We start from the raw sequence: 20,319 nt of genomic DNA, 5'->3' as shown, positions 1-20,319 counted from the left end.
CCTCAGATCATTCGCCACAGCTCTTGAGGCATGCCGGCGTAGGCGGCCAGCGGGGGCATGACAAACGACTGGACCACCTGGATCGCCAGGAAGGCGAAGATCGGCGAGATGTCCATGCCGCCCAGGTTTGGCACCAGGCGGCGGAACGGCGCCAGCACCGGCTCGCTGATCTGATAGGCCAGTTCGGCCGCCGGGTTGTGGCTGTTGGGTGCAACCCAGGAAACGATCACCATGACGATCATCGCCACCCAGAAAATCTTCAGGAACAGCGAGGTGATGCCGATGATCGCCCACATCAGCAGGTGCAGGACGTCGCCGAAGGTACCGTAGGTGACCATCAGCACGAAGCCCATCAGCAAGGCCTGGATGACCACCGCCAGCAGTAGCGACGAGGTATCCAGCCCGCCAACGCTAGGGATGATCCGGCGGATCGGCTTGAGCAGCGGTTGGGTGGCACGAACGGCGAACTGGCACAGCGGGTTGTAGAAGTTGGCCTTGACCAGTTGCAGCACGAAGCGCAGCAGGACAATAACCAGGTAAAGGCTGACCAGGGTTTGCACCACGAAAATCGCGGCGCCTGACAGTGCATTCATCTAAGGCTCCTTATTTGCCCAGTTGTTCGGCCAGCTCGGCAGAGCGCGTGGCTGCAGCCTGCAGCGCCTGCTCGACGATGGCTTCGAAGCCGCTGGCCTGGAACGACTTGATCGCCGCTTCCGTGGTGCCGGCGGGCGAAGTGACGCGGCGGCGCAGTTCAGCGGCATCGACGTCGCTTGCAACTGCCATGCGCGCGGCGCCCAGGGCCGTCTGCAAGGTCAGTTGGGAGGCCGTTTCGCGTGGCAGGCCGAGTTTTTCGCCTGCCGCGGTCATGGCCTCGATCAGCAGGAAGAAGTACGCCGGGCCACTGCCGGACACAGCTGTCACGGCGTCCAGTTGCTGTTCCTGCTCCAGCCACAGGGCGGTGCCTACAGCCGACAGCAGTTGTTCGGCCTGCTGACGCTGTTCGCCGGACACTTCAGCGGTGGCGTACAGGCCGCTCACGCCTTGGCGCAGCAATGCCGGGGTGTTGGGCATGCAGCGCACCACCGGGCGAGCGCCCACCCAGCTTTGCAGGCTGGCGCACGTGATGCCGGCGGCGATGGAAACGATCAGCTGGCCATCCTGCAGGTTGGGTTGCAGTGCCTGACATACGGTTTTCATGACTTGTGGCTTGACCGCCAGCACGATGACGTCAGCGCCATCGATGGCCTGGGCGTTGTCCTCGAAGGCTTCAATGCCGTGCTCGGCCTGGATGCGACTGCGGGTCTCGGCGCCCGGGTCGCTGGCGCGGATCTGCGAGGCGTCCAGGCCCTGGGCACGCAGACCACCGATCAGGCTGGCGGCCATGTTGCCGGCGCCGATAAAGGCAATACGTGTCTTGCTCATGTCAGGTCCTTGTGGAAAAGAGTGAGTGAAGCATGGAATCAGGTGTTGCCGTAGTCGCGGGCTCCGAACAGGGCCGTGCCAATCCGTACCCACGTCGCGCCCTGGGCGATGGCCGCTTCCAGGTCGTGGCTCATGCCCATCGACAGGCTGTCCAGGCCAAGCCCCAGGCCTTCCTGCAACTTGCGCAGGCTGGCGAAGGCGGCCTCCTGGGTGGCGCGGTCTTCAGTGGGTTCCGGGATTGCCATCAGCCCGCGCAGGCGCAGGTTGGGCAGTGCGGCTACGGCTTTGGCCAACGCGGGTAGGTCGGCCGGGGTGCAGCCGGATTTACTGTCCTCGCCGCTGACGTTCACCTGCAGGCAGATGTTCAGCGGCGCCAACCCGGCAGGGCGCTGTTCCGACAGGCGTTGGGCAATTTTCAGGCGGTCCACGGAATGCACCCAGTCGAAATGCTCGGCGATGGCTTTGGTCTTGTTCGACTGAATGGGGCCGATGAAGTGCCAGATCAAGGGCAAGTCGCTGAGGGCCTGCTGCTTTGTCAGTGCTTCCTGTAGGTAATTCTCCCCGAAGTCGTGCACACCGGCGGCATGGATCTCGCGGATAGCGCTGGCGGGCTTGGTCTTGCTCACGGCCAGCAACTGGACGCTGGCCGGATCACGCCCGACTGCCTGGGCAGCACTGGCGATACGGGCGGAAATCGCGGAAAGGTTGTCTGCTAGGGTGGACATGGATCGATGCCGGCAGCTGTGGGGTCTGCGGCATTCTACCTGCTTGAAGGCCTTTGGGGAGTCTTATGGATGTGACCGACCTGTTGGCCCGAGCTGTGGATGCGGGGGCTTCAGACCTGCACCTGGCGACGGGCCAGATTCCGATGCTGCGCCTGGATGGCGAGTTGCAGCGTATGGGCTTGCCGCCGTTGAACCAGGGTGCCTTGATCGAGGGCATGGCCAGCGTGCTGGATGACGATCAGCGCCGGCAGTGGGCCCAAGGCGATGAAATGGACCTTGCGCTGGAGTTGCCGGCGCTTGGGCGCTTTCGGCTGAACCTGTTTCGCCAGTTGAATGGCCCGGCGGTTACCTTTCGGCTGATTCCGGGGCGCATTGCGACGGTGAGTGAGCTGGACCTTGCGGATGTGTTTCAAGCTGTTGCGCATTGCCGGGATGGCTTGATCCTCGTGGGCGGGCCGACCGGCAGTGGCAAGTCCAGCACCCTGGCAACGCTGCTCGACCAGCTGAACCGCGAGCGGGCGCTGCACATCATTACCCTGGAAGACCCTGTCGAGATCATCCATGGCAGCCAGCGCAGCCTGGTCAACCAGCGTGAGATGGGGCGCCATAGTCGCGGCTTTGCTCAGGGGCTGCGCAGTGCGCTGCGCCAGGACCCGGACGTGATCATGATCGGCGAGTTGCGCGACCTGGAAACCATTCGCCTGGCCCTGCGCGCGGCGGAAACCGGGCACCTGGTGCTGGCAACCGTGCATGCGCGTTCGGCGACCAGCAGCATCGACAGGTTGGTGGAGGTGTTTGCTGCCGAGGAAAAGCCGTTGGTGCGGGCGATGCTGGCCGAGTCGCTGCGCCTGGTGGTCGCGCAGGTGCTGGTCAGGCGCGTAGGGGGTGGGCGGGTGGCGGCGCGGGAAGTGCTGGTGGCGACGCCGGCGGTGCGTAACCTGGTTCGGGAGGGGCGGTTGGCGCAGTTGTCTTCAGTGATGCAGGGCGGGGCGGCGGAGGGGATGCTGACGATGGAGGGGGCGTTGCGGAGGCTGAGGGAGCGAGGGTTGATCAAAGGCTTGTAGTACCTGCAAAGGCCCTTTCGCGGGCGCGCCCGCTCCCACAGGTATGGCGCTGCCCGCGAGAGCGACGCGCTACCTGTGGGAGCGGGCGTGCCCGCGAAGGGGCCGGTACCGGATAGCGCCGATCAGATTAACGCTTGGCCAGACTCAGCTGCTGCTCTTTCGGCAGCACCCGCTTGGCCACCACGTAGTGCTTCTGCCAGTAAGGCTTGCTCAAGGTGTCGATACTCACCCGCTTGCCACGGCGTGGAGCGTGGATGAAGCGGTCGTTACCCAGGTAGATGGCTACGTGATTGACCCGACGGCTCTTGATGTTGAAGAAGATCAGGTCGCCAGGCTTCAGATCACCCTTGGCCACCTTCACCCCGTGGCCCTGGGCCATGGCATTGGAGGTGCGCGGCAGGTCGACGTCGGCGACGTCGTTGAAGGCGTATTTGACCAGCCCGCTGCAGTCAAAGCCTTTTTTCGGGCTGCTGCCGCCCCAAACATAAGGAGTACCGAGCACATTTACCGCACGGCTCAGCACATCGCTGCTTTGCTTAGGCGACATGGCGGCGACATTCGCACCGCGGCTGCTGGCAGCATTGCTTGGGCGGGCGCGTAGCGCGGTCTGTTTGACTGGTGCGCGTTTTACCGAGGCGTTGGTCGTGTAGCCGGTGAAACCATTGGGAAGACGTTGCTCACGATTGGTGGCGTGGGCGGCCAGGGGCAATAATAGGCAGAGGGTCAGCCATGTCTTGATCAAAGGCGGCATAGATGAAGCTCTTATGAATAGTTATGTGTTGGGCGCGCAACTTTATAACAGCTTTTTGATCAGTTATTGATCCGTTGGTCGATTGCCCAGGTGCCGTATGTCGGCTTGCGACGAGAAAGTCACATTTTTTCTTAGAAAATTTTCGGATAACCCACGGGGGCTATGAATGAACAGTTATCAACAGGGGGTGCCCTTTCACGACACCCACAGCAAAACCATTGGCTACCTGCTGTGGATTTTCGGCTTCACCGGCTCCCATCGTTTCTATTACGGCAAGCCGATTACCGGGACCATCTGGTTCTTCACCTTGGGCTTGCTGGGCATTGGCTGGTTGATCGACCTGTTCCTGATCCCGTCCATGGACCGTGAAGCCGACCTGAGGTTTCAGTCCGGGCGTATCGACTACAACATCGCCTGGATCCTGCTGACCTTCCTGGGGGTGTTTGGCCTGCACCGGCTGTATCAGGGCAAGTGGATCACCGCGATCATCTACTTCTTTACCGGCGGGTTGTTCCTGGTGGGGGTGCTGTATGACTTCTGGACGTTGAACAGCCAGGTGTCCGAAAGGAATGCGGGGCGGGGCTGACGGTAGCGGGGCTGCTTTACAGCCCCTTCACGGGCAATGCTGTCCATATAAAGAAGGCCTTGTCGCACCGCTGCGGCAAGGCCTTCTTCGTTACTGACGGGTCTGCCGCTGTTGCAGCAACAGGTTGCTGAACCCGGCCCCAGCCAGCTGCTTCTGTGCCCCGGTCAACTGCTCGCGGTTGCTGAACGGCCCGACCAGCACGCGGTACCAGGTTTCATCCTTGACCGTGCCCGACTCCACTTTCACGGACTGGCCCAGCAGGATGATCTGTGCCCGTACCTTGTCGGCATCGGCCTGCTTGCGGAACGAGCCGGCCTGAAGGAAGTACTGCGTGGTCGCCGCCGGTTTGATCACGGGTGGTGGCGGTGGCGGGGTCTGGCCGAGCAACGCTGCCTGGGCCCTCGCCGTGTCGATTTTCGCCGCTTCTGCTGGTGTCACCGGGGTTACCGGCTGGGCCGGCACCGGTGGGGTTTTCTCCGGTACGGCTTCCGGCGGCACGATCACCTCAGACTCCGGCAGCAGGGTGTAGAAGTCGTACTTCGGCTTCACCGGCTGTTGCGGGGTGGCTTGCGCGGGCTTGCCGGCTTCGGCCGCTTTCGCCGGTTTCTCCTGCTCGGGCTTGGTGCGCTTGATGTCATCGCCACCGGGTTCGAGCTTCATCAGGAACACGATGAACGCGCCTACGGTCAGGCCGACCGCCAGCCATACCCAGCCGGGGATCGGCTGTTTGGCCGGTGCCGTCTGGCGGCTGGCGCCGCGTTTCGGGGCAGGTTTTTTCTTGGCAGCCAACTTACATGCGCTCCAGGGTTTCCAGGCCGAGCAGTTCCAGACCTTGTTTGAGGGTGCGGCCAGTCAGGGCGGCCAGGCGCAGCCGGCTCTGCTGCTGCGAAGGGGTTTCGGCTGCGAGGATCGGGCAGTTCTCGTAGAAGCTGGAGAACAGGCCGGCCAAGTCGTACAGGTAGCTGCACAGCACGTGCGGCGTGCCTTTTTCGGCGACGTTGTTGAGGATTTCGCCAAACTGCGCCAGGCGCGCGGCCAAGTCCTGCTCGTGGGCAGCTTGCAGCAGGATTTTGCCGTCGACTTCGTCAAAGCCTTTGCCCAGCTTGCGGAACACGCCGGCTACGCGGGTGTAAGCGTACAGCAGGTAAGGCGCGGTGTTGCCTTCGAAGTTGAGCATCAGCTCGAAGTTGAAGCTGTAGTCGCTGGTGCGGTGCTTGGACAGGTCGGCGTATTTCACCGCGCCAATGCCCACCACCTCGCCGATGTGGCGCAGTTCGTCGTCGGCCAGGCTCGGGTTTTTTTCCTTGACCAGCGCGTAGGCGCGCTCCTTGGCCTCGGTGAGCAGGTCGATCAGCTTCACGGTGCCGCCGTCACGGGTCTTGAACGGGCGGCCGTCGGCGCCGTTCATGGTGCCGAAGCCCATGTGCTCCATTTGCATCGGGTGGCCGACGAAGCCAGCGCGGCGGGCCACTTCGAACACCTGATTGAAGTGCAGGGCCTGGCGCTGGTCGACGAAGTACAGTGCGCGGTCAGCCTTCAACACGTTGCTGCGGTAACGCACGGCAGCCAGGTCGGTGGTGGCGTACAGATAGCCGCCGTCAGCCTTCTGCACGATCACCGGCAGGGGGTCGCCGTCGCTGTTCTTGAACTCTTCGAGGAACACGCATTGGGCGCCCTGGTCTTCGACCAGCAGGCCCTTGGCCTTGAGGTCGGCCACCACGTTGGCCAAGTCGTCGTTGTAGGCACTTTCGCCCATCACGTCGGCCATGGTCAGCTTGACGTTGAGCAGCTCGTAGGTCTTCTGGCAGTGCGACAGCGAGATGTCCTTGAAGCGTGTCCAAAGGGCCAGACACTCGGGGTCACCGGCTTGCAGCTTGACCACCAGGCCGCGAGCGCGAGTGGCGAACTCTTCCGATTCATCGAAGCGTTTCTTCGCCGCGCGGTAGAAGTTTTCCAGGTCCGACAGCTCGTCGCTGGTGATCGGGTTTTCCTGCAGGTAGGCCATCAGCATGCCGAACTGGGTACCCCAGTCGCCGACGTGGTTCTGGCGGATGACGTTGTCGCCCAGGAACTCCAGCACGCGCGCAACGCTGTCACCGATGATGGTCGAGCGCAGGTGGCCGACGTGCATTTCCTTGGCCAGGTTGGGTGCCGACATGTCGATCACCACCTTTTGCGCCGGGCCGGCTTTGCGCGCACCCAGGTGGGCGTCGGCCAGGGCGGCATCCAGGCGGTTGGCCAGGGCGTCGGTGTTCTGGAAGAAGTTGAGGAAGCCGGGGCCTGCAATCTCCACCTTGCTGATGTCGGCGCTGGCCGGCAGGGCGTTGATCAGTTTTTCGGCGAGGTCGCGCGGCTTCATGCCGGCCGGCTTGGCCAGCATCATGGCGATGTTGCTGGCGAAGTCGCCGTGGGTCTTGTCCCGGGCGTTTTCCACCTGGATCGCCGGCGACAGCCCTTCAGGCAGCACACCGTCGGTGACGAGTTGGGTGAGGGCTTGCTGGATCAGCTGGCGAATGGTGTCTTTCATGGGGATCTCTTTTCGACCGCAAGCGCGGTGAGCGCCTGGATGCGCAGGTGGAAAAACTGGGCATTATCCGTTGCCGGGAGCAGGTTGCCAACCTTTGGGCGGCAAGCTGGGGGCCACAAGCGGCAAGAAAAAGCGGCATCGCACCCGCCCGGCGCTTGCTTGCGGCTGGCAACTCGCAGCTTGCAGCTCAATACAGGTCTACCGGGTCGACATCCAGCGACCAGCGCACCTGGCGCCCGCTCGGCAACTGCTCCAACACTAGCAACCAGGCGCTGATCAGTCGATGCAACGGCGCCCGGGTATTGGCCTGTATCAACAATTGTGCGCGGAATCGTCCGGCGCGGCGCTCCATGGGCGCCGGTACCGGGCCCAGCAGTTCGATGCCAGGCAGGCGCTGTTCGGCCACCAGGCGCTCGGCGGCGGCACAGGCTTCGTCGAGGAAACCTTCGGCCTGCCCCGGCTTGTGTGCTTCGGCGCGCAGCAAGGCCAGATGCGAGTAGGGCGGCAGCCCGGCGGCTCGGCGTTCGTCCAGGGCCTGTTCGGCGAAGGCGAAGTAGCCTTGCTCGGTTAGCTGGACCAGCAGTGGGTGGTCGGCCAGGTGGGTCTGGATGATGACCTTGCCGGGCTCTTCGGCCCGCCCGGCCCGCCCGGCCACCTGTACGATAAGTTGTGCCATGCGCTCGCTGGCGCGGAAGTCACCGGAAAACAGCCCACCATCGGCATCAAGGATGGCCACCAGGGTCACCCGCGGGAAGTGGTGGCCCTTGGCGAGCATCTGGGTGCCGACGAGGATGCTCGGCTGGCCGCGCTGGATGGTGCTGAACAGGTTGTGCATGGCGTCCTTGCGCGCCGTGCTGTCGCGGTCCACGCGCAGGATCGGGTAATCCGGGAACAGCACCTTCAGGCGCTCTTCGGCGCGCTCGGTACCGGCACCGACCGGGCGCAGGTCGACGTGGTTGCATTGCGGGCACTGTTGCGGCAGGCGTTCGTCATAGCCACAGTGGTGGCAGCGCAGCACGCCGGAGCGCTGGTGCACGGTCATGCGCGCATCGCAGCGTGGGCATTCGGACAGCCAGCCGCAATCGTGGCACAGCAAGGTTGGGGCAAAGCCGCGGCGGTTGAGGAACACCAGCACTTGTTGGCCAGCCTCCAGGGTCTGTCGGATAGCCTGCTGCAGCGGGCCACTGATGCCGCTGTCCAGTGGCAGGCTCTTCACATCAAGGCGCAGCATGCGCGGGGGGCGTGCCCCCCCGGCGCGTTGGTTCATGCGCAGCAGGCGGTAGCGGCCGGTCAGGGCGTTATGCAGGGTTTCCAGCGAGGGTGTGGCGGAGCCGAGCAGGATCGGGATGTTCTCCTGGTGAGCGCGGACCAGCGCCAGGTCGCGGGCGTGGTACCGCAGGCCTTCCTGCTGTTTATAGGAGCCGTCGTGCTCTTCGTCGATGATGATCAGGCCGGGGTTTTTCATCGGCGTGAACAATGCCGAGCGGGTGCCGATGATGATATCGGCCTCGCCGTCCCGTGCCGCCAGCCAGGCATCCAGGCGTTCGCGGTCGTTCACCGCAGAGTGCAGCAGGGCAATGCGCGCGTTGAAGCGTTGCTCGAAGCGGGCCAGGGTTTGCGGGCCGAGGTTGATCTCCGGGATCAGCACCAGCGCCTGCTTGCCGGCTTCCAGGGTTTCGCGGATCAGTTGCAGGTAGACCTCGGTCTTGCCACTGCCGGTGACGCCGGCCAGCAAGAATGCGCCGAAACCGCCAAAACCCTCGCACACGGCGTCGAAGGCTTCGCGTTGCTCTTCGTTGAGCGGAAGTTCCGGCTGTGCCAGCCAGTGCTCATGGCGTAGTGCCGGCAAGTGGCGGCGCGTCTCGATCTGCACCAGATCCTTGGCCAGCAGCAGGTCGAGGCTGTCCTTGTTCAGGTTGAGTTTGGCCAGCAGGCTGTGGGCCACGCCGTGCGGGTGCTGGGCCAGGGTCTTGAGGGCGTCGCGCTGGCGCGGCGCGCGGGCGATGCGCGGGTCTTCCAGGCGGGCGCCAGGGGCTATGTGCCAGAAGCGTTCCTGGCGCATCTCGGCGGCTTCGCCCTGGCGCAGTAGCGTGGGCAGCGCCCAGCTCAGGGTATCGCCCAGGCTGTGCTGGTAGTACTGGGCGGTCCACAGGCACAGCTTGAACAGCGACGCGGGAATGGGGGACACCGGGTCGAGCAGGGCGCTGGCAGGCTTCAGTTTGTCGGCGGGCACTTCGCTCTGCGTGCACACCTCTATCAGCACGCCGATCATTTCGCGGCGGCCAAAGGGCACGCGGATGCGCATGCCAGGGGTCAAGGTCAGGCGCGCCATGCTCGCCGGCGCCTTGTAGTCGAACAGGCGCCGCAGCGGAGAGGGCAGGGCAAGGCGCAGGATGACGTCGGACACGCGGAAAGTCTCGGAGGGCGTTACAAGGACTGGCGAGCCTAGCAGACGACGGTCGGTGCAAGCGACATCTTGCGCTGACGGTGTGCTCTGGTATTATTCGCCGCCTAATTACGTGCGGTATTCAACAATTGGTGTTGGGTGGCGGCACGCAGCTCGAGGAAGTGACCATGAAAGAAGGTATCCACCCGAACTACGAAGTAGTTGCAGTCACCTGCAGCTGCGGTAACAAGTTCGAAACTCGTTCGACCCTGGGCAACGTCCTGTCGATCGACGTTTGCAACCTGTGCCACCCGTTCTACACCGGTAAGCAGAAAGTTCTGGACACCGGTGGTCGCGTACAGAAGTTCGCCGATCGCTTCGGCATGTTCGGTGCCAAGAAGTAATCATGCGCATGGCGAATCCTTCGGGTTTCGCATTGTTGCTGAAGAAGGCGTCCCTTGTGGGCGCCTTTTTTGTGGGCGTTATCTGGCATTTCCCGGTCCTGGCGTTCTGCCCACAGCCGGACAAGCCCCAATGGGTAGCGGTACGACAGGTGGTTGATGGCGACACCTTGCGTCTGGTCGATGGCCGCAGCGTGCGGCTGATCGGTATCAATGCCCCGGAAATGGGTCGCAAGGGGCGTACCAGTGAGCCCTATGCCGAAGCTGCCAGGCGGCGATTGCAGGCCTTGGTCAAGGCCAATGACGATCGCGTCGGGCTGGTGCCTGGTGTTGAAGGTAAAGACAAGTACGGTCGCACACTGGCGCACATCTACAGCCGCAATGGCGACAATCTGGAAGCGCAATTGCTTAGCGAGGGCTTGGGCTACCGCGTGGCTATTGCCCCCAATGTACGTCTCAGCGGTTGTCAGCAGCTTGCCGAACAAGCTGCGCGCCAGGCTGGCGTTGGCCTGTGGCGGCATTCGCCCGTAGTGGCTGCAGGCAATGTCAGGCAGTCAGGTTTCGCTGTTGTGCGTGGTCGTATCGAAGGTATCGAGCGAAATCGTGGTGGGGTCTGGCTGACCCTGGGCAGTACCCTGGTGCTGCAGGTTCCCGCTCGTCTGCAGCGCAACTTCCCCGCCAGCTTCTTCGATAACCTCAAGGGACGCCAGGTCGAAGCGCGCGGGTGGGTGCTGGATCGTTCCCGCAGGGGTGGCCTCAAGCCCGGGCAGCGACGCTGGGTGTTGCCATTGACCGATCCGAGCATGTTGGAGCGCATTTCAGGCTAAAAGATGTAGACATTTCGCTACTGGATTGTACACACTGTTGGTCGTATGCCCCGTGGGTTGTAGCGTAAAGTCGTAGGCTAAAGGCCTTGACACAAGTGACCGGCCAGTCTTGTGGCTCCCCGGCTCTTTGCGTATCCTCGGCGGTCCGTCAGAACAGTAAATAGCGGAATGCCCACCATGTCAGACCTGAAAACCGCCGCTCTCGAATATCACGCTCAACCTCGTCCGGGGAAACTGAGCGTTGAACTCTCCAAGCCCACTGCCACCGCCCGTGACCTCGCCCTGGCCTACAGCCCAGGTGTTGCAGAGCCGGTGCGCGAAATTGGCCGTGATCCAGAGCTGGCTTACAAATACACCGGCAAAGGCAACCTGGTTGCGGTGATTTCCGATGGCACTGCCATCCTCGGTCTGGGTGACCTCGGCCCACTGGCTTCCAAGCCGGTCATGGAAGGCAAGGGTGTTCTGTTCAAGCGTTTCGCCGGTATCGATGTGTTCGACATCGAAGTCGAATCGGAAAGCCCGCAAGCGTTCATCGACACCGTTCGCCGCATTTCGATCACCTTCGGTGGCATCAACCTTGAAGACATCAAGGCACCTGAGTGCTTTGAAATCGAACGTACCCTGATCGAACAGTGCGACATCCCGGTGTTCCACGATGACCAGCACGGTACTGCCATCGTTACTGCCGCTGGCATGATCAACGCCCTGGAAATCGCCGGCAAGAAACTGGAAGAAGCCAAGATCGTCTGCCTGGGCGCCGGCGCTGCTGCCATTTCCTGCATGAAGCTGCTGGTAAGCATGGGTGCGAAGGTCGAGAACATCTTCATGATCGACCGTAGTGGCGTGATCCATGCTGGCCGTGACGACCTGAACCAGTACAAGGCGCAGTTCGCCCACGCGACCGACAAGCGCACCCTGGCCGACGCCCTTGACGGTGCCGACGTGTTCGTAGGTCTGTCTGGCCCGAACCTGCTGAGCCCGGAAGGCCTGAAGTCGATGGCTGCCAACCCGATCGTGTTCGCCTGCTCGAACCCGGACCCGGAAATCTCGCCAGAGCTGGCGCATGCCACTCGCAACGACGTTATCATGGCTACCGGTCGTTCCGACTACCCGAACCAGGTCAACAACGTACTGGGCTTCCCGTTCATCTTCCGTGGTGCTCTGGACGTTCGCGCCAAGCGTATCAACGAAGAAATGAAGATCGCTGCCGCTATCGCCCTGAAAGACCTGGCCAAGCTGCCAGTGCCGAAGGAAGTTTGCGAAGCCTATGGCGTTGAAGGCCTGGAGTTCGGTCGTGAGTACATCATTCCGAAGCCGCTGGATGCACGTTTGATCACCGTCGTTTCCGATGCTGTGGCCAAGGCTGCCATCGAATCCGGCGTGGCTACCCTGCCTTATCCGAAGCACTACCCGCTGACCAGCGTGGATGAAGTGTTCAACGGCTGATTGCAGCAAGCGACATAAAAAAGCCCCGGCTCGCATGAGTCGGGGCTTTTTGTTGGGGCTTGGGAATGTGTCAGGGCTGCAAGGTGTTGGTCAGGGCGCTTGTGGCGCCTATCAGATCGAGCGCCGCGCGGGCGGCGCTAGATTTACGCGCCCACGCAAAACCTGAGTCAGGCGCCCTGCCTTAGAACAGATCCATCGGCGTCGCTTCATCGGCTGGCAGCGGGCTGCCCGGTGCCGCGCCATTGCCCAGCTCGTCCACCGACGGCGGAGAATCTTCGGCTTTGAACAGCTCGAAGTAGGCATTCGGTGTGCTCGGCGATGCCGCGCGTCCGCTGACCGGGTCGACGCGCAAGCTGAGAATGCCCTCCGGCTCTGCCGGGGCATGCGCAGGCTTGTCCTTGAGTGCCGCGCCCATGAAGTTCATCCAGATCGGCAGTGCCGCAGTCCCACCATATTCGCGGCGGCCGAGGGTTTCCGGTTGGTCGAAGCCGACCCAAACGGTAGTCACGTAATCGGCGTTGTAACCGGAGAACCAGGCGTCCTTGGATTCGTTGGTCGTACCCGTCTTGCCCGCCAGGTCGGTGCGGCCCAAGGCCAGCGCCCGGCGGCCGGTGCCGCGCTTGATCACGTCCTGCAGCATGCTGGTGAGGATGTAGGTGGTACGCCCGTCGATGATCTGTTCAGCCACTGCCGGCGCTTGCGATGCCGCGGCCACCTGGCTGAAGGCAGAAGGTGCCTCGCCTGGCATGGCCGCCGTGCTGATTGGCTGCTCGGGTGCGGCCAGGCCCGCCTGGTCTTCGGCACCTTGCGGTACGCGGGCCGGGTTGGCGGTGAACAGTGTCTCGCCGCTGCGGCTCTCGATGCGCTCGATCAGGTACGGGGTGATCTTGTACCCACCGTTGGCAAAGGTGCTCCAGCCGGTGGCGATTTCCATCGGGGTCAGGGTGGCGGTGCCCAGGGCCAGCGACAGGTTGCGCGGCAGGTCCTGCTTGTTGAAGCCGAACTTGGCGATGTAGTCGATGGTGCGGTCCACGCCCATGGCTTGCAGCAGGCGGATCGACACCAGGTTACGTGACTTGTACAGCGCCTCACGCATGCGGATAGGGCCGAGGAAGGTGTTGGTATCGTTCTTCGGTCGCCACACTTTATCCACTGACTCGTCAACGAACACGATCGGCGCATCGTTGACCAGGCTGGAAGCGGTGTAGCCGCTGTCCAGCGCGGCGCTGTAGATGAATGGTTTGAAGCTTGAGCCCGGTTGGCGCTTGGCCTGCACGGCGCGGTTGTAGTTGCTCTGCTCGAACGAGAAACCGCCGACCAGGGCGCGGATGGCGCCGCTGTTCGGGTCGAGGGTGACCAGGGCGCTCTGCGCAACGGGCACCTGGCTGAACTTCAATGTGCCATCGTCAAGGCGTTGCAGGCGCACCAGGTCACCGACCTGGGCCACGTCGGCCGGCGACTGCGGCGAACGGCCCTGGGCGTTGTTGTTGATGAACGGGCGCGCCCATTTCATGGTGTCCCAGGCAACCTGCGCCTCTTGGCCGTCACGGGTCAGCACCTTGAGGCCGGTGTGTTCCACCTGGGTGACAATGGCTGGTTCCAGGCCGCCAAGGGTGCGTTGCTTGCCCAGCTCCTGCAGCCACGCTGCCTGGGTGCGGCCCGGGAAGCGTGCTTCAGGGCCACGGTAGCCGTGGCGCTCATCGTAATCGGAGAGGCCCTTGAGGACGGCCTTGTTGGCCATTTCCTGCATGTCGCTAGGCACGGTGGTCGTGACGCGGAAGCCTTCGGTGTAGGCGTCGCTGCCGTAACGGCCGACCATTTCCGCGCGGGCCATTTCGGCGATGTACGGGGCATTCACCTCAGGCGTCGGCACGTGATAGCTGGCGTTGAGCGGCTCGGCCAGGGCGGCCTCGTAGCTGGCCTGGTCGATCTTGCCCAGCTTGTACATGCGCCCGAGGATCCAGTCGCGGCGCTCTTTGGCGCGCACCGGGTTGGCCAGCGGGTTGAAGCGCGACGGTGCCTTGGGCAGGCCGGCGATCATCGCCATCTGCGCCAGGCTCACGTCACGAATGGACTTGCCGTAGTACACCTGCGCAGCTGCATCGATACCGTAGGCGCGGTTGCCCAGGTAGATCTTGTTCACGTACAGCTCGAGGATTTCGTCCTTGGTCAGCTCACGCTCGATCTGCAGGGCCAGCAGGATTTCGTTGGTCTTGCGTGAGAAGCTGCGCTCGCTGGTAAGGAAGAAGTTCTTCGCCACCTGCATGGTGATGGTGCTGCCGCCGGTCTGGATATGACCGGTTTTCACCAGCTGGGTTGCTGCGCGCATCAGGCTGCTGGGGTCGACGCCGTAGTGGTTGAGGAAATTGTCGTCCTCGGCTGACAGCAGCGCCTGAATGAATTGTGGGGGAATTTCCGCGAAGCGGATCGGCGAGCGGCGCATTTCGCCGAATTCGGCAATCAGCTTGCCATCGCTGCTGTACACCCTGAGGGGGATCTGCAACTGGATGCTTCTGAGGGACTCGACCGAGGGCAGGCTGGGACTAAGATACAGAAACGCACCGCTCACACCGAGTACGAGCGCGCAGATGACTGCGACGGAAGACCACCAGAAGAACTTTAGCAGACGTATCAAGGCTTTTCGGTGTCCAGGTTGGGAGTGGATTGCACGCAGGTCCGGTGGACCAAAAAACGCTGGGCATTATAAGCATTTTTCGCCTTTCCGGGTGACCGGCCAGGCTACTCGTCGACTCGATGGGTAGCCCTGGCCCAGTGTTGCCGCGGGGTTGCGACAGGTGGCTGCGCTTGGCAGCTGTAACAGACAGCAAAGGAGTCGCGATGTTTGGACGCTTCGGCAAGGATGCCGGTTCACTCGTGGGGGTGGAAATTACGCCCGACGCCGTTCGGATCATGCAACTGCAGCAGCGGAATCGAAGCTGCCGTGTGATGGGGTCGGCACAAGAGCTGTTTCAGGCGCCGCTGGCCGATGACTGGGCTCATGCGCCTGGGGTGGTGGTGGCTGCGCTGCAGCGAGCTTACCGGCGCAGCGGCCTCAGGCAACGCCGGGTAGCGCTGGCGCTGCCGGCCAGTCAGGTTATCTGCAAGTTGTGCCATCTGCCGGTGGAGCAGAGCGGGGCGCAGTTGGAGGCACAGCTGCTTGCCGATGCAGAGCGGCTGTTTCCGTTTCCGCTGGAAGACCTGGCCTTGGATTTTCAGGTCATGGGGGCTTCCCATGACCAGCCAGGTTGCTCCGAGGTAATGGTTGCAGCCTGTCGGCAGAGTGCGCTGGCGTCACTCGAAGCCGTCGTCGAGGAGGCGGGCTTGCAGTTGGAAGCCGTCGAGGTCGACAACATTGCCTTGTGCCGCATGTTGCCACAGGGTGGCCTTGAAGGAGCAGCGCTGCTGCGTGTCGAAAACCGCAGCGTAACCCTTCATGACTGGCAGCCGGGCAGGGCGTACCAGCGCTGTGAGCTGCAAACGACTGGCCCGGACATGAACGGGCAATGGCCAGAGCGTCTCCAGGCTTTACTGGTCGGGCAGAGCCGGCCTGCGGGGTTGTGGGTTGCCAGCAGCTCATCGATCAATCCGGGCTGGCTACAAGCCTTGGGCAGCCGGCTGAATGTGCCGTGCACCTACCTGCCTGGGCTGGCAGGGCTGGAACATGTTGATGGGGCGATGCTGCTGGCCTGCGCCTTGGCCTTGGGAGGGCTGCGCCCATGATGCGGCTGAACCTTCTGCCCTGGCGCGAACGGCAGCGTCAGGCGGCGCTGCGGCGCTTTCGAGGCCAGTTGATTGCTGGCGCACTCCTGGCTTTGTGCGCCGTGATGCTGGTCGATCAGCTGGCCCGCCAACGCGGGCAGCAGCAGGTGCTGGCCAATACCCAGCGCCAAGCGACCCTTGATATACAGGATGAGCAGTTGCAGCCACTGGCCGAAGTGCGTGCACAGCATGAAGCGCTACTTGCCCGTGCGGTGGCCCTGGAGGGCCTGCGCGCCCATCAGGGTGTATTGGCCGGTGTCTTCGCCGACCTTGAAGGGGCGTTGCCTGAAGGTGTGCAGCTAGTCGGCCTGAGCCTTGATAGTGGTCGCCTGCAGGTGACAGGGTTGGCTGCGTCCGGTGCTGTGGTGGCGCAGTTCATGCGCGACTTGAACCGCTCGAACGTTTTGCTCGATCTGGAGCTCAAGCGCATCAAGAGCCTGCCGGACGGCGATGAGTTTCTGCTCACCGCTCGCGTTGCGGCGTTCTGGTCGTGAGTCCAGCGCAGATGCTCGCTTGGCTGGCGGTGGTCGAGGGCTCAGGCCGCTTCCGACGGTTGGCGCCAGCGCTGGTGGCTGTGGTGGTGTTCAGCCTGGGCTGCGCGATGCGCCTGCCTGCCCTGTTACAGCAGCAGGCGCGGGAGGATGCCAGGCATGTCGAGTTGAACCAGCTGCAGGCAGCCAATGCAGCGCAGTTGGCCGAACTGGAGCGGCTGAAGGCTTTAGTGGTGATTGCCGAACAGCGGTTGCAAGAGGCGCACTGGTATCTGGCCGCCGGGGAGAGCATGAGCGACCTGCTTGAACGGCTGGCAGTGTCGGGGCATGCACATGGCTTGCTTGTCGAACGCCTCGATGTAGAGGCAGGTGAGCAACAGGCCGGATTCAGCAAGGTACCGCTGGTGGTGCAAGTGGTGGGGCGTTATCCGGCCTTGCGGCTGTGGCTGGACGACTGGTTAGGGCAGGCACGGATTCTGCGCAGCGGTGACATGAGCCTGGCAACCGTTGATCGCCAGCCTGGACTGTTGCGCCTGCAGTTGCGGGTTGATGCCTATCACGCGGCTTCGCCCATGAAGGCACCTGCAATGCTGGCGCACCTGCCGGCAAGGGCCGCAATGGCTGCGCCTGAAGTGGACCCGTTTGCGCCCGCTGCGGCGCGAGTGGCCAGCGCCGGGCTGGTCGGCGTGCCGTTGGCGCAGCTGGAAATGGTCGGCAGCCTGGCGCGCGGGGCGGCACGCGAGGCTCTGCTGATGGCGGCTGGCAAGCTCTATCGCGTACGCCCGGGCGACCGGGTAGGGCGTGATCAGGGGGTAGTGATGCATATAGACCAACGTCAGGTCGAAGTGCGTGAGCGGCTGTTCATGGCGGGGGTATGGCACGAGCGCACGGCGTTCATCACCCTCACCAAGCGCCTGGGCAAGGAGGCCTCGGACCCGAATGAAAACGTGGATGAAATACCTGTTGGCGACCCTGCTGTCGATCCCGCTGGCTTCGGCGACGCCTTACCAGGGTGAACCCCTGTCGCTGAACTTCCAGGATGTTGAGGTGCGTGCGGTGCTGCAGGTGCTGGCTGACTACGCTGGCGTCAACCTGGTCGCCAGTGACGCAGTACAAGGCAGTGTCACTTTGCGTTTGCAGGACGTGCCGTGGGATCAGGCGCTTGACCTGGTGCTGCGCAGCAAGGGCCTGTCCCGGCGCCAGGAGGGCAATGTGCTGTTGGTGGCACCTGCAGCCGAGTTTGCCGCGCAATCAGCAGGCGCCCGGGTGAGTCAGGCGCTGGATGCGCACCTGCAGCCATTACGTCGGGAGCTGCTGCCCATTCACCACGCCAAGGCCGCCGATCTGGCGCAGTTGCTGCTGGCAGGCCTGGAGGGTGACGGCATCCCTCCGGCTAGCTTGAGTGTCGATGAGCGCACCAACACGTTGGTGGTGCATCTGCCCGCTGACCGCCTGGCCGAGATGCGCCAGCTGGTGGCGCAGTTGGATGTGCCGGTGCGCCAGGTAGCGATCGAGGCGCGTATCGTCGAGGCCAACGTCGATTATGAGAAAAGCCTGGGGGTACGCTGGGGTGGGCCGCTGTACGGCGAGAAACTGCGGCCCGGCAAGGAGCTGTTCGTCGACCTCGGTCTGGAGCGTGCCGGCAGCAGTATCGGCCTGGGTTTGTTGCGCGGTGACGTGCTGCTGGACCTGGAGCTCAGTGCCATGGAAAAAAGCGGCAACGGCGAAATCATTTCGCAGCCCAAGGTGGTCACGGCTGACAAGGAAACGGCGAGGATCCTCAAGGGTACCGAGGTGCCTTACCAGGAAACGAGCCAAAGCGGCGCTACCTCGGTATCGTTTCGCGAAGCCTCGCTGTCGCTGGAAGTAACGCCACAGATCACCCCGGACAACAAGGTGATCATGACCGTCAGGGTGACCAAGGACGAGCCGGATTACGTCAATGCCTTGAACAACGTACCGCCGATTCGCAAGAACGAGGTCAATGCCAAGGTTCGTGTGGCTGACGGCGAAACGATCGTGATCGGTGGCGTCTACTCGACTTCGCAAAACAATGTGGTCGACAAGGTGCCATTTTTCGGCGATCTGCCGTATGTTGGGCGGCTGTTTCGACGCGATGCATTACAAGAGAAAAAATCCGAGCTGCTGGTCTTCCTGACTCCGCGTATCATGAGTGACCAGGCGATTGCTGTGAGTCGTTGATTCTGTGCGAAATTTGATACTTGTGGGGCCCATGGGCGCTGGTAAAAGCACCATCGGACGCCTGTTGGCCAAAGAGCTGCGCCTGCTGTTCAAGGATTCCGACAAGGAAATCGAACTGCGATGCGGCGCGAACATCCCGTGGATATTCGACAAGGAAGGCGAGCCGGGTTTCCGTGATCGCGAGCAAGCGATGATTGCCGAGTTGTGCGCGCTCGACGGTGTGGTGCTGGCCACCGGCGGTGGCGCGGTGATGCGCGAAGCCAACCGGCAGGCGCTGCATCAGGGTGGCCGGGTGATCTACCTGCATGCTTCGGTCGAGCAGCAAGTCGGCCGCACCGCGCGCGACCGCAATCGCCCGCTGCTGCGCACGGCCAATCCTGAGGCGACCTTGCGCACCTTGCTGGAAACCCGCGACCCGCTCTACCGCGAGATCGCCGACCTGGTGGTTGAAACCGACGAGCGGCCACCACGCATGGTGGTGATCGATATTCTCGAGCGCTTGCAGCAGTTGCCGCCCCGTTAACCCGGGACTATTCTCGGCCTCCAGCGCCGAGGCGAGGCTCAACGTTACCGCGCAGGTCGCCGGATGGCGCCGCGCCCAAGTACATTGTGGGGATACATGCAGACACTAAAGGTCGACCTGGGCGAGCGTAGCTACCCGATCTACATTGGCGAAGGCCTGCTGGACCAGCCTGAGCTGCTGGCGCCGCACATTGCGGGTCGGCAGGTTGCCATCGTTTCCAACGAGACCGTCGCGCCGCTGTATCTCGAACGCCTGAGCAAGGCCCTTGGTGCCTACTCGGTACTGCCCGTTGTGTTGCCCGATGGTGAAGCCCACAAGAACTGGGAAACATTGCAGCTGATCTTCGATGGCCTGCTGACAGCTCGGCATGATCGTCGTACTACTGTGGTCGCTCTGGGTGGTGGCGTGATTGGTGACATGGCTGGTTTCGCAGCCGCCTGCTACCAGCGCGGTGTCGATTTCATCCAGGTGCCGACTACCCTGCTGTCGCAGGTCGACTCTTCCGTAGGGGGCAAGACCGGCATCAATCATCCCCTGGGCAAGAACATGGTCGGTGCGTTCTATCAGCCCAAGGCGGTGCTGATCGATACCACCAGCCTCAAGACCCTGCCAGCGCGCGAGCTGTCTGCAGGTCTGGCCGAAGTGATCAAGTACGGCCTGATTTGCGACAAGCCGTTCCTCGCCTGGCTCGAAGACAATATGCAGGCACTGCGTGCCCTCGATTCGGCAGCCCTGACCGAGGCCATCCGCCGCTCCTGCGCGGCCAAGGCCGCAGTGGTGGGTGCCGACGAGCGCGAGTCCGGCCTACGGGCCACGCTGAACCTGGGGCATACCTTCGGGCATGCTATCGAAACCCATATGGGCTATGGCGTGTGGCTGCACGGCGAAGCCGTCGCGGCGGGCACAGTGATGGCCCTGGAAATGTCCATGCGCCTTGGCTGGATCGACCAGGCTGAGCGCGATCGTGGAATCCGCCTGTTGCAGGACGCAGGTTTGCCGGTGGTGCCACCACAGGAAATGACCCCGGCGCATTTCATGGAGCACATGGCGGTCGACAAGAAGGTGCTCGACGGTCGTTTGCGTCTGGTGCTGCTGCGCCAGATGGGCGAGGCCGTGGTGACCGACGACTATTCGAAAGAGATTCTCCAGGCCACGCTGTCGGCGGACTACCGCGCGATCGTGGCCCAGCTTTGAGGTTGTGACAGCGCA

At 63.0% G+C, this 20,319-nt stretch carries 19 protein-coding genes; 11 read left to right on the top strand and 8 right to left on the bottom strand.

The genetic code is table 11. The features are described from left to right. Nucleotides 1-2: 2 nt before the first annotated feature. The 3 genes from PRJ_RS25850 to PRJ_RS25840 are packed head-to-tail and all read right to left on the bottom strand — an operon-like array spanning nt 3 to nt 2,147. Nucleotides 3-593 (bottom strand): YggT family protein, encoded by a 591-nt coding sequence (locus PRJ_RS25850; protein ID WP_003249110.1) that lies wholly within the window; start codon nt 591-593, stop codon nt 3-5. A gap of 10 nt (nt 594-603) precedes the next feature. Beyond that, nucleotides 604-1,422 carry a pyrroline-5-carboxylate reductase gene (proC, locus tag PRJ_RS25845; RefSeq protein ID WP_004575483.1) on the bottom strand — a complete coding sequence of 273 codons (819 nt, stop codon included), beginning with the start codon at nt 1,420-1,422 and terminating at the stop codon, nt 604-606. Nucleotides 1,423-1,460: 38 nt separating this feature from the next. After that, nucleotides 1,461-2,147, bottom strand: coding sequence for a YggS family pyridoxal phosphate-dependent enzyme (locus PRJ_RS25840; RefSeq protein WP_104962721.1), 687 nt, complete (start codon nt 2,145-2,147; stop codon nt 1,461-1,463). A 65-nt stretch (nt 2,148-2,212) separates the two neighbouring features. Here PRJ_RS25840 and PRJ_RS25835 point away from each other — a divergent pair, with 65 nt between their 5' ends. Further along, nucleotides 2,213-3,211, top strand: coding sequence for a type IV pilus twitching motility protein PilT (locus tag PRJ_RS25835; protein WP_104962720.1), 999 nt, complete (start codon nt 2,213-2,215; stop codon nt 3,209-3,211). A 127-nt stretch (nt 3,212-3,338) separates the two neighbouring features. On the opposite strand, the gene PRJ_RS25825 is transcribed toward PRJ_RS25835, so the two are convergent. After that, nucleotides 3,339-3,962 carry a C40 family peptidase gene (locus PRJ_RS25825; protein ID WP_104962719.1) on the bottom strand — a complete coding sequence of 208 codons (624 nt, stop codon included), beginning with the start codon at nt 3,960-3,962 and terminating at the stop codon, nt 3,339-3,341. Between the two features lie 166 nt (nt 3,963-4,128). Between PRJ_RS25825 and PRJ_RS25820 the strand changes: the two genes are divergently transcribed. Beyond that, nucleotides 4,129-4,548, top strand: a complete 420-nt coding sequence (locus PRJ_RS25820; protein WP_010955634.1) for a TM2 domain-containing protein — start codon at nt 4,129-4,131, stop codon at nt 4,546-4,548. 90 nt (nt 4,549-4,638) lie between these two features. Here PRJ_RS25820 and PRJ_RS25815 read toward each other — a convergent pair whose 3' ends face one another. The 3 genes from PRJ_RS25815 to PRJ_RS25805 all read right to left on the bottom strand — a co-directional run bounded on the left by PRJ_RS25815 (nt 4,639) and on the right by PRJ_RS25805 (nt 9,482). Then, a complete protein-coding gene (locus PRJ_RS25815; protein ID WP_014859104.1) occupies nt 4,639-5,337 on the bottom strand; it encodes an SPOR domain-containing protein in 699 nt (232 codons plus the stop codon). 1 nt (nt 5,338) lies between these two features. Beyond that, complete coding sequence (gene argS / locus PRJ_RS25810) at nt 5,339-7,075, bottom strand: arginine--tRNA ligase (protein ID WP_104962718.1); 1,737 nt, start codon at nt 7,073-7,075, stop codon at nt 5,339-5,341. A gap of 187 nt (nt 7,076-7,262) precedes the next feature. Next, on the bottom strand, nt 7,263-9,482 hold the full coding sequence (locus tag PRJ_RS25805) for a primosomal protein N' (RefSeq protein WP_104962717.1): 2,220 nt from the start codon (nt 9,480-9,482) through the stop codon (nt 7,263-7,265). Nucleotides 9,483-9,649: 167 nt separating this feature from the next. Between PRJ_RS25805 and rpmE the strand changes: the two genes are divergently transcribed. From rpmE to PRJ_RS25790, 3 genes are all read left to right on the top strand, one after another. Continuing rightward, nucleotides 9,650-9,865 (top strand): 50S ribosomal protein L31, encoded by a 216-nt coding sequence (gene rpmE, locus PRJ_RS25800; RefSeq protein WP_003249127.1) that lies wholly within the window; start codon nt 9,650-9,652, stop codon nt 9,863-9,865. Between the two features lie 2 nt (nt 9,866-9,867). Next, nucleotides 9,868-10,689, top strand: coding sequence for a thermonuclease family protein (locus PRJ_RS25795; protein ID WP_064491030.1), 822 nt, complete (start codon nt 9,868-9,870; stop codon nt 10,687-10,689). A gap of 177 nt (nt 10,690-10,866) precedes the next feature. Then, nucleotides 10,867-12,135: a malic enzyme-like NAD(P)-binding protein gene (locus PRJ_RS25790; RefSeq protein ID WP_004575488.1), complete on the top strand. Its 1,269-nt coding sequence runs from the start codon at nt 10,867-10,869 to the stop codon at nt 12,133-12,135. 181 nt (nt 12,136-12,316) lie between these two features. On the opposite strand, the gene PRJ_RS25785 is transcribed toward PRJ_RS25790, so the two are convergent. Further along, nucleotides 12,317-14,767 carry a penicillin-binding protein 1A gene (locus PRJ_RS25785; RefSeq protein ID WP_371928154.1) on the bottom strand — a complete coding sequence of 817 codons (2,451 nt, stop codon included), beginning with the start codon at nt 14,765-14,767 and terminating at the stop codon, nt 12,317-12,319. A 206-nt stretch (nt 14,768-14,973) separates the two neighbouring features. Here PRJ_RS25785 and pilM point away from each other — a divergent pair, with 206 nt between their 5' ends. The 6 genes from pilM to aroB all read left to right on the top strand — a co-directional run bounded on the left by pilM (nt 14,974) and on the right by aroB (nt 20,304). Beyond that, nucleotides 14,974-15,855 (top strand): type IV pilus biogenesis protein PilM, encoded by an 882-nt coding sequence (gene pilM / locus PRJ_RS25780; RefSeq protein WP_104962716.1) that lies wholly within the window; start codon nt 14,974-14,976, stop codon nt 15,853-15,855. Next, nucleotides 15,852-16,388, top strand: a complete 537-nt coding sequence (locus PRJ_RS25775; RefSeq protein WP_104962715.1) for a PilN domain-containing protein — start codon at nt 15,852-15,854, stop codon at nt 16,386-16,388. Before pilM ends, PRJ_RS25775 begins: the two co-directional genes overlap by 4 nt. An 11-nt stretch (nt 16,389-16,399) precedes the next feature. Continuing rightward, a complete protein-coding gene (locus PRJ_RS25770; protein WP_104962714.1) occupies nt 16,400-17,401 on the top strand; it encodes a pilus assembly protein PilP in 1,002 nt (333 codons plus the stop codon). After that, nucleotides 17,325-18,587 carry a type IV pilus secretin PilQ gene (locus PRJ_RS25765; RefSeq protein WP_104962713.1) on the top strand — a complete coding sequence of 421 codons (1,263 nt, stop codon included), beginning with the start codon at nt 17,325-17,327 and terminating at the stop codon, nt 18,585-18,587. The genes PRJ_RS25770 and PRJ_RS25765 overlap by 77 nt, the downstream gene beginning before the upstream one ends. Nucleotides 18,588-18,591: 4 nt before the next feature. Next, nucleotides 18,592-19,110, top strand: coding sequence for a shikimate kinase AroK (aroK, locus tag PRJ_RS25760; protein ID WP_010955625.1), 519 nt, complete (start codon nt 18,592-18,594; stop codon nt 19,108-19,110). 96 nt (nt 19,111-19,206) lie between these two features. Continuing rightward, nucleotides 19,207-20,304: a 3-dehydroquinate synthase gene (gene aroB, locus PRJ_RS25755; RefSeq protein WP_010955624.1), complete on the top strand. Its 1,098-nt coding sequence runs from the start codon at nt 19,207-19,209 to the stop codon at nt 20,302-20,304. Nucleotides 20,305-20,319 lie beyond the last annotated feature (15 nt).

The sequence above is a fragment of the Pseudomonas sp. XWY-1 genome, from assembly GCF_002953115.1.
Lineage (GTDB): Bacteria > Pseudomonadota > Gammaproteobacteria > Pseudomonadales > Pseudomonadaceae > Aquipseudomonas > Aquipseudomonas alloputida.
The sequence above is the reverse complement of the archived record's forward strand: the minus strand, read 5'-3'. Positions and strand labels throughout refer to the sequence as shown.

Excerpts from the sequence above, each read along its gene's own strand:
- PRJ_RS25850 (WP_003249110.1), bottom strand. The coding sequence starts at position 593 with ATGAATGCACTGTCAGGCGCCGCGATTTTCGTGGTGCAAACCCTGGTC.
- proC (WP_004575483.1), bottom strand. The coding sequence starts at position 1,422 with ATGAGCAAGACACGTATTGCCTTTATCGGCGCCGGCAACATGGCCGCC.
- PRJ_RS25840 (WP_104962721.1), bottom strand. The coding sequence starts at position 2,147 with ATGTCCACCCTAGCAGACAACCTTTCCGCGATTTCCGCCCGTATCGCC.
- PRJ_RS25835 (WP_104962720.1), top strand. The coding sequence starts at position 2,213 with ATGGATGTGACCGACCTGTTGGCCCGAGCTGTGGATGCGGGGGCTTCA.
- PRJ_RS25825 (WP_104962719.1), bottom strand. The coding sequence starts at position 3,962 with ATGCCGCCTTTGATCAAGACATGGCTGACCCTCTGCCTATTATTGCCC.
- PRJ_RS25820 (WP_010955634.1), top strand. The coding sequence starts at position 4,129 with ATGAACAGTTATCAACAGGGGGTGCCCTTTCACGACACCCACAGCAAA.
- argS (WP_104962718.1), bottom strand. The coding sequence starts at position 7,075 with ATGAAAGACACCATTCGCCAGCTGATCCAGCAAGCCCTCACCCAACTC.
- rpmE (WP_003249127.1), top strand. The coding sequence starts at position 9,650 with ATGAAAGAAGGTATCCACCCGAACTACGAAGTAGTTGCAGTCACCTGC.
- PRJ_RS25795 (WP_064491030.1), top strand. The coding sequence starts at position 9,868 with ATGCGCATGGCGAATCCTTCGGGTTTCGCATTGTTGCTGAAGAAGGCG.
- PRJ_RS25790 (WP_004575488.1), top strand. The coding sequence starts at position 10,867 with ATGTCAGACCTGAAAACCGCCGCTCTCGAATATCACGCTCAACCTCGT.
- pilM (WP_104962716.1), top strand. The coding sequence starts at position 14,974 with ATGTTTGGACGCTTCGGCAAGGATGCCGGTTCACTCGTGGGGGTGGAA.
- PRJ_RS25775 (WP_104962715.1), top strand. The coding sequence starts at position 15,852 with ATGATGCGGCTGAACCTTCTGCCCTGGCGCGAACGGCAGCGTCAGGCG.
- PRJ_RS25770 (WP_104962714.1), top strand. The coding sequence starts at position 16,400 with ATGCTCGCTTGGCTGGCGGTGGTCGAGGGCTCAGGCCGCTTCCGACGG.
- PRJ_RS25765 (WP_104962713.1), top strand. The coding sequence starts at position 17,325 with ATGAAAACGTGGATGAAATACCTGTTGGCGACCCTGCTGTCGATCCCG.
- aroB (WP_010955624.1), top strand. The coding sequence starts at position 19,207 with ATGCAGACACTAAAGGTCGACCTGGGCGAGCGTAGCTACCCGATCTAC.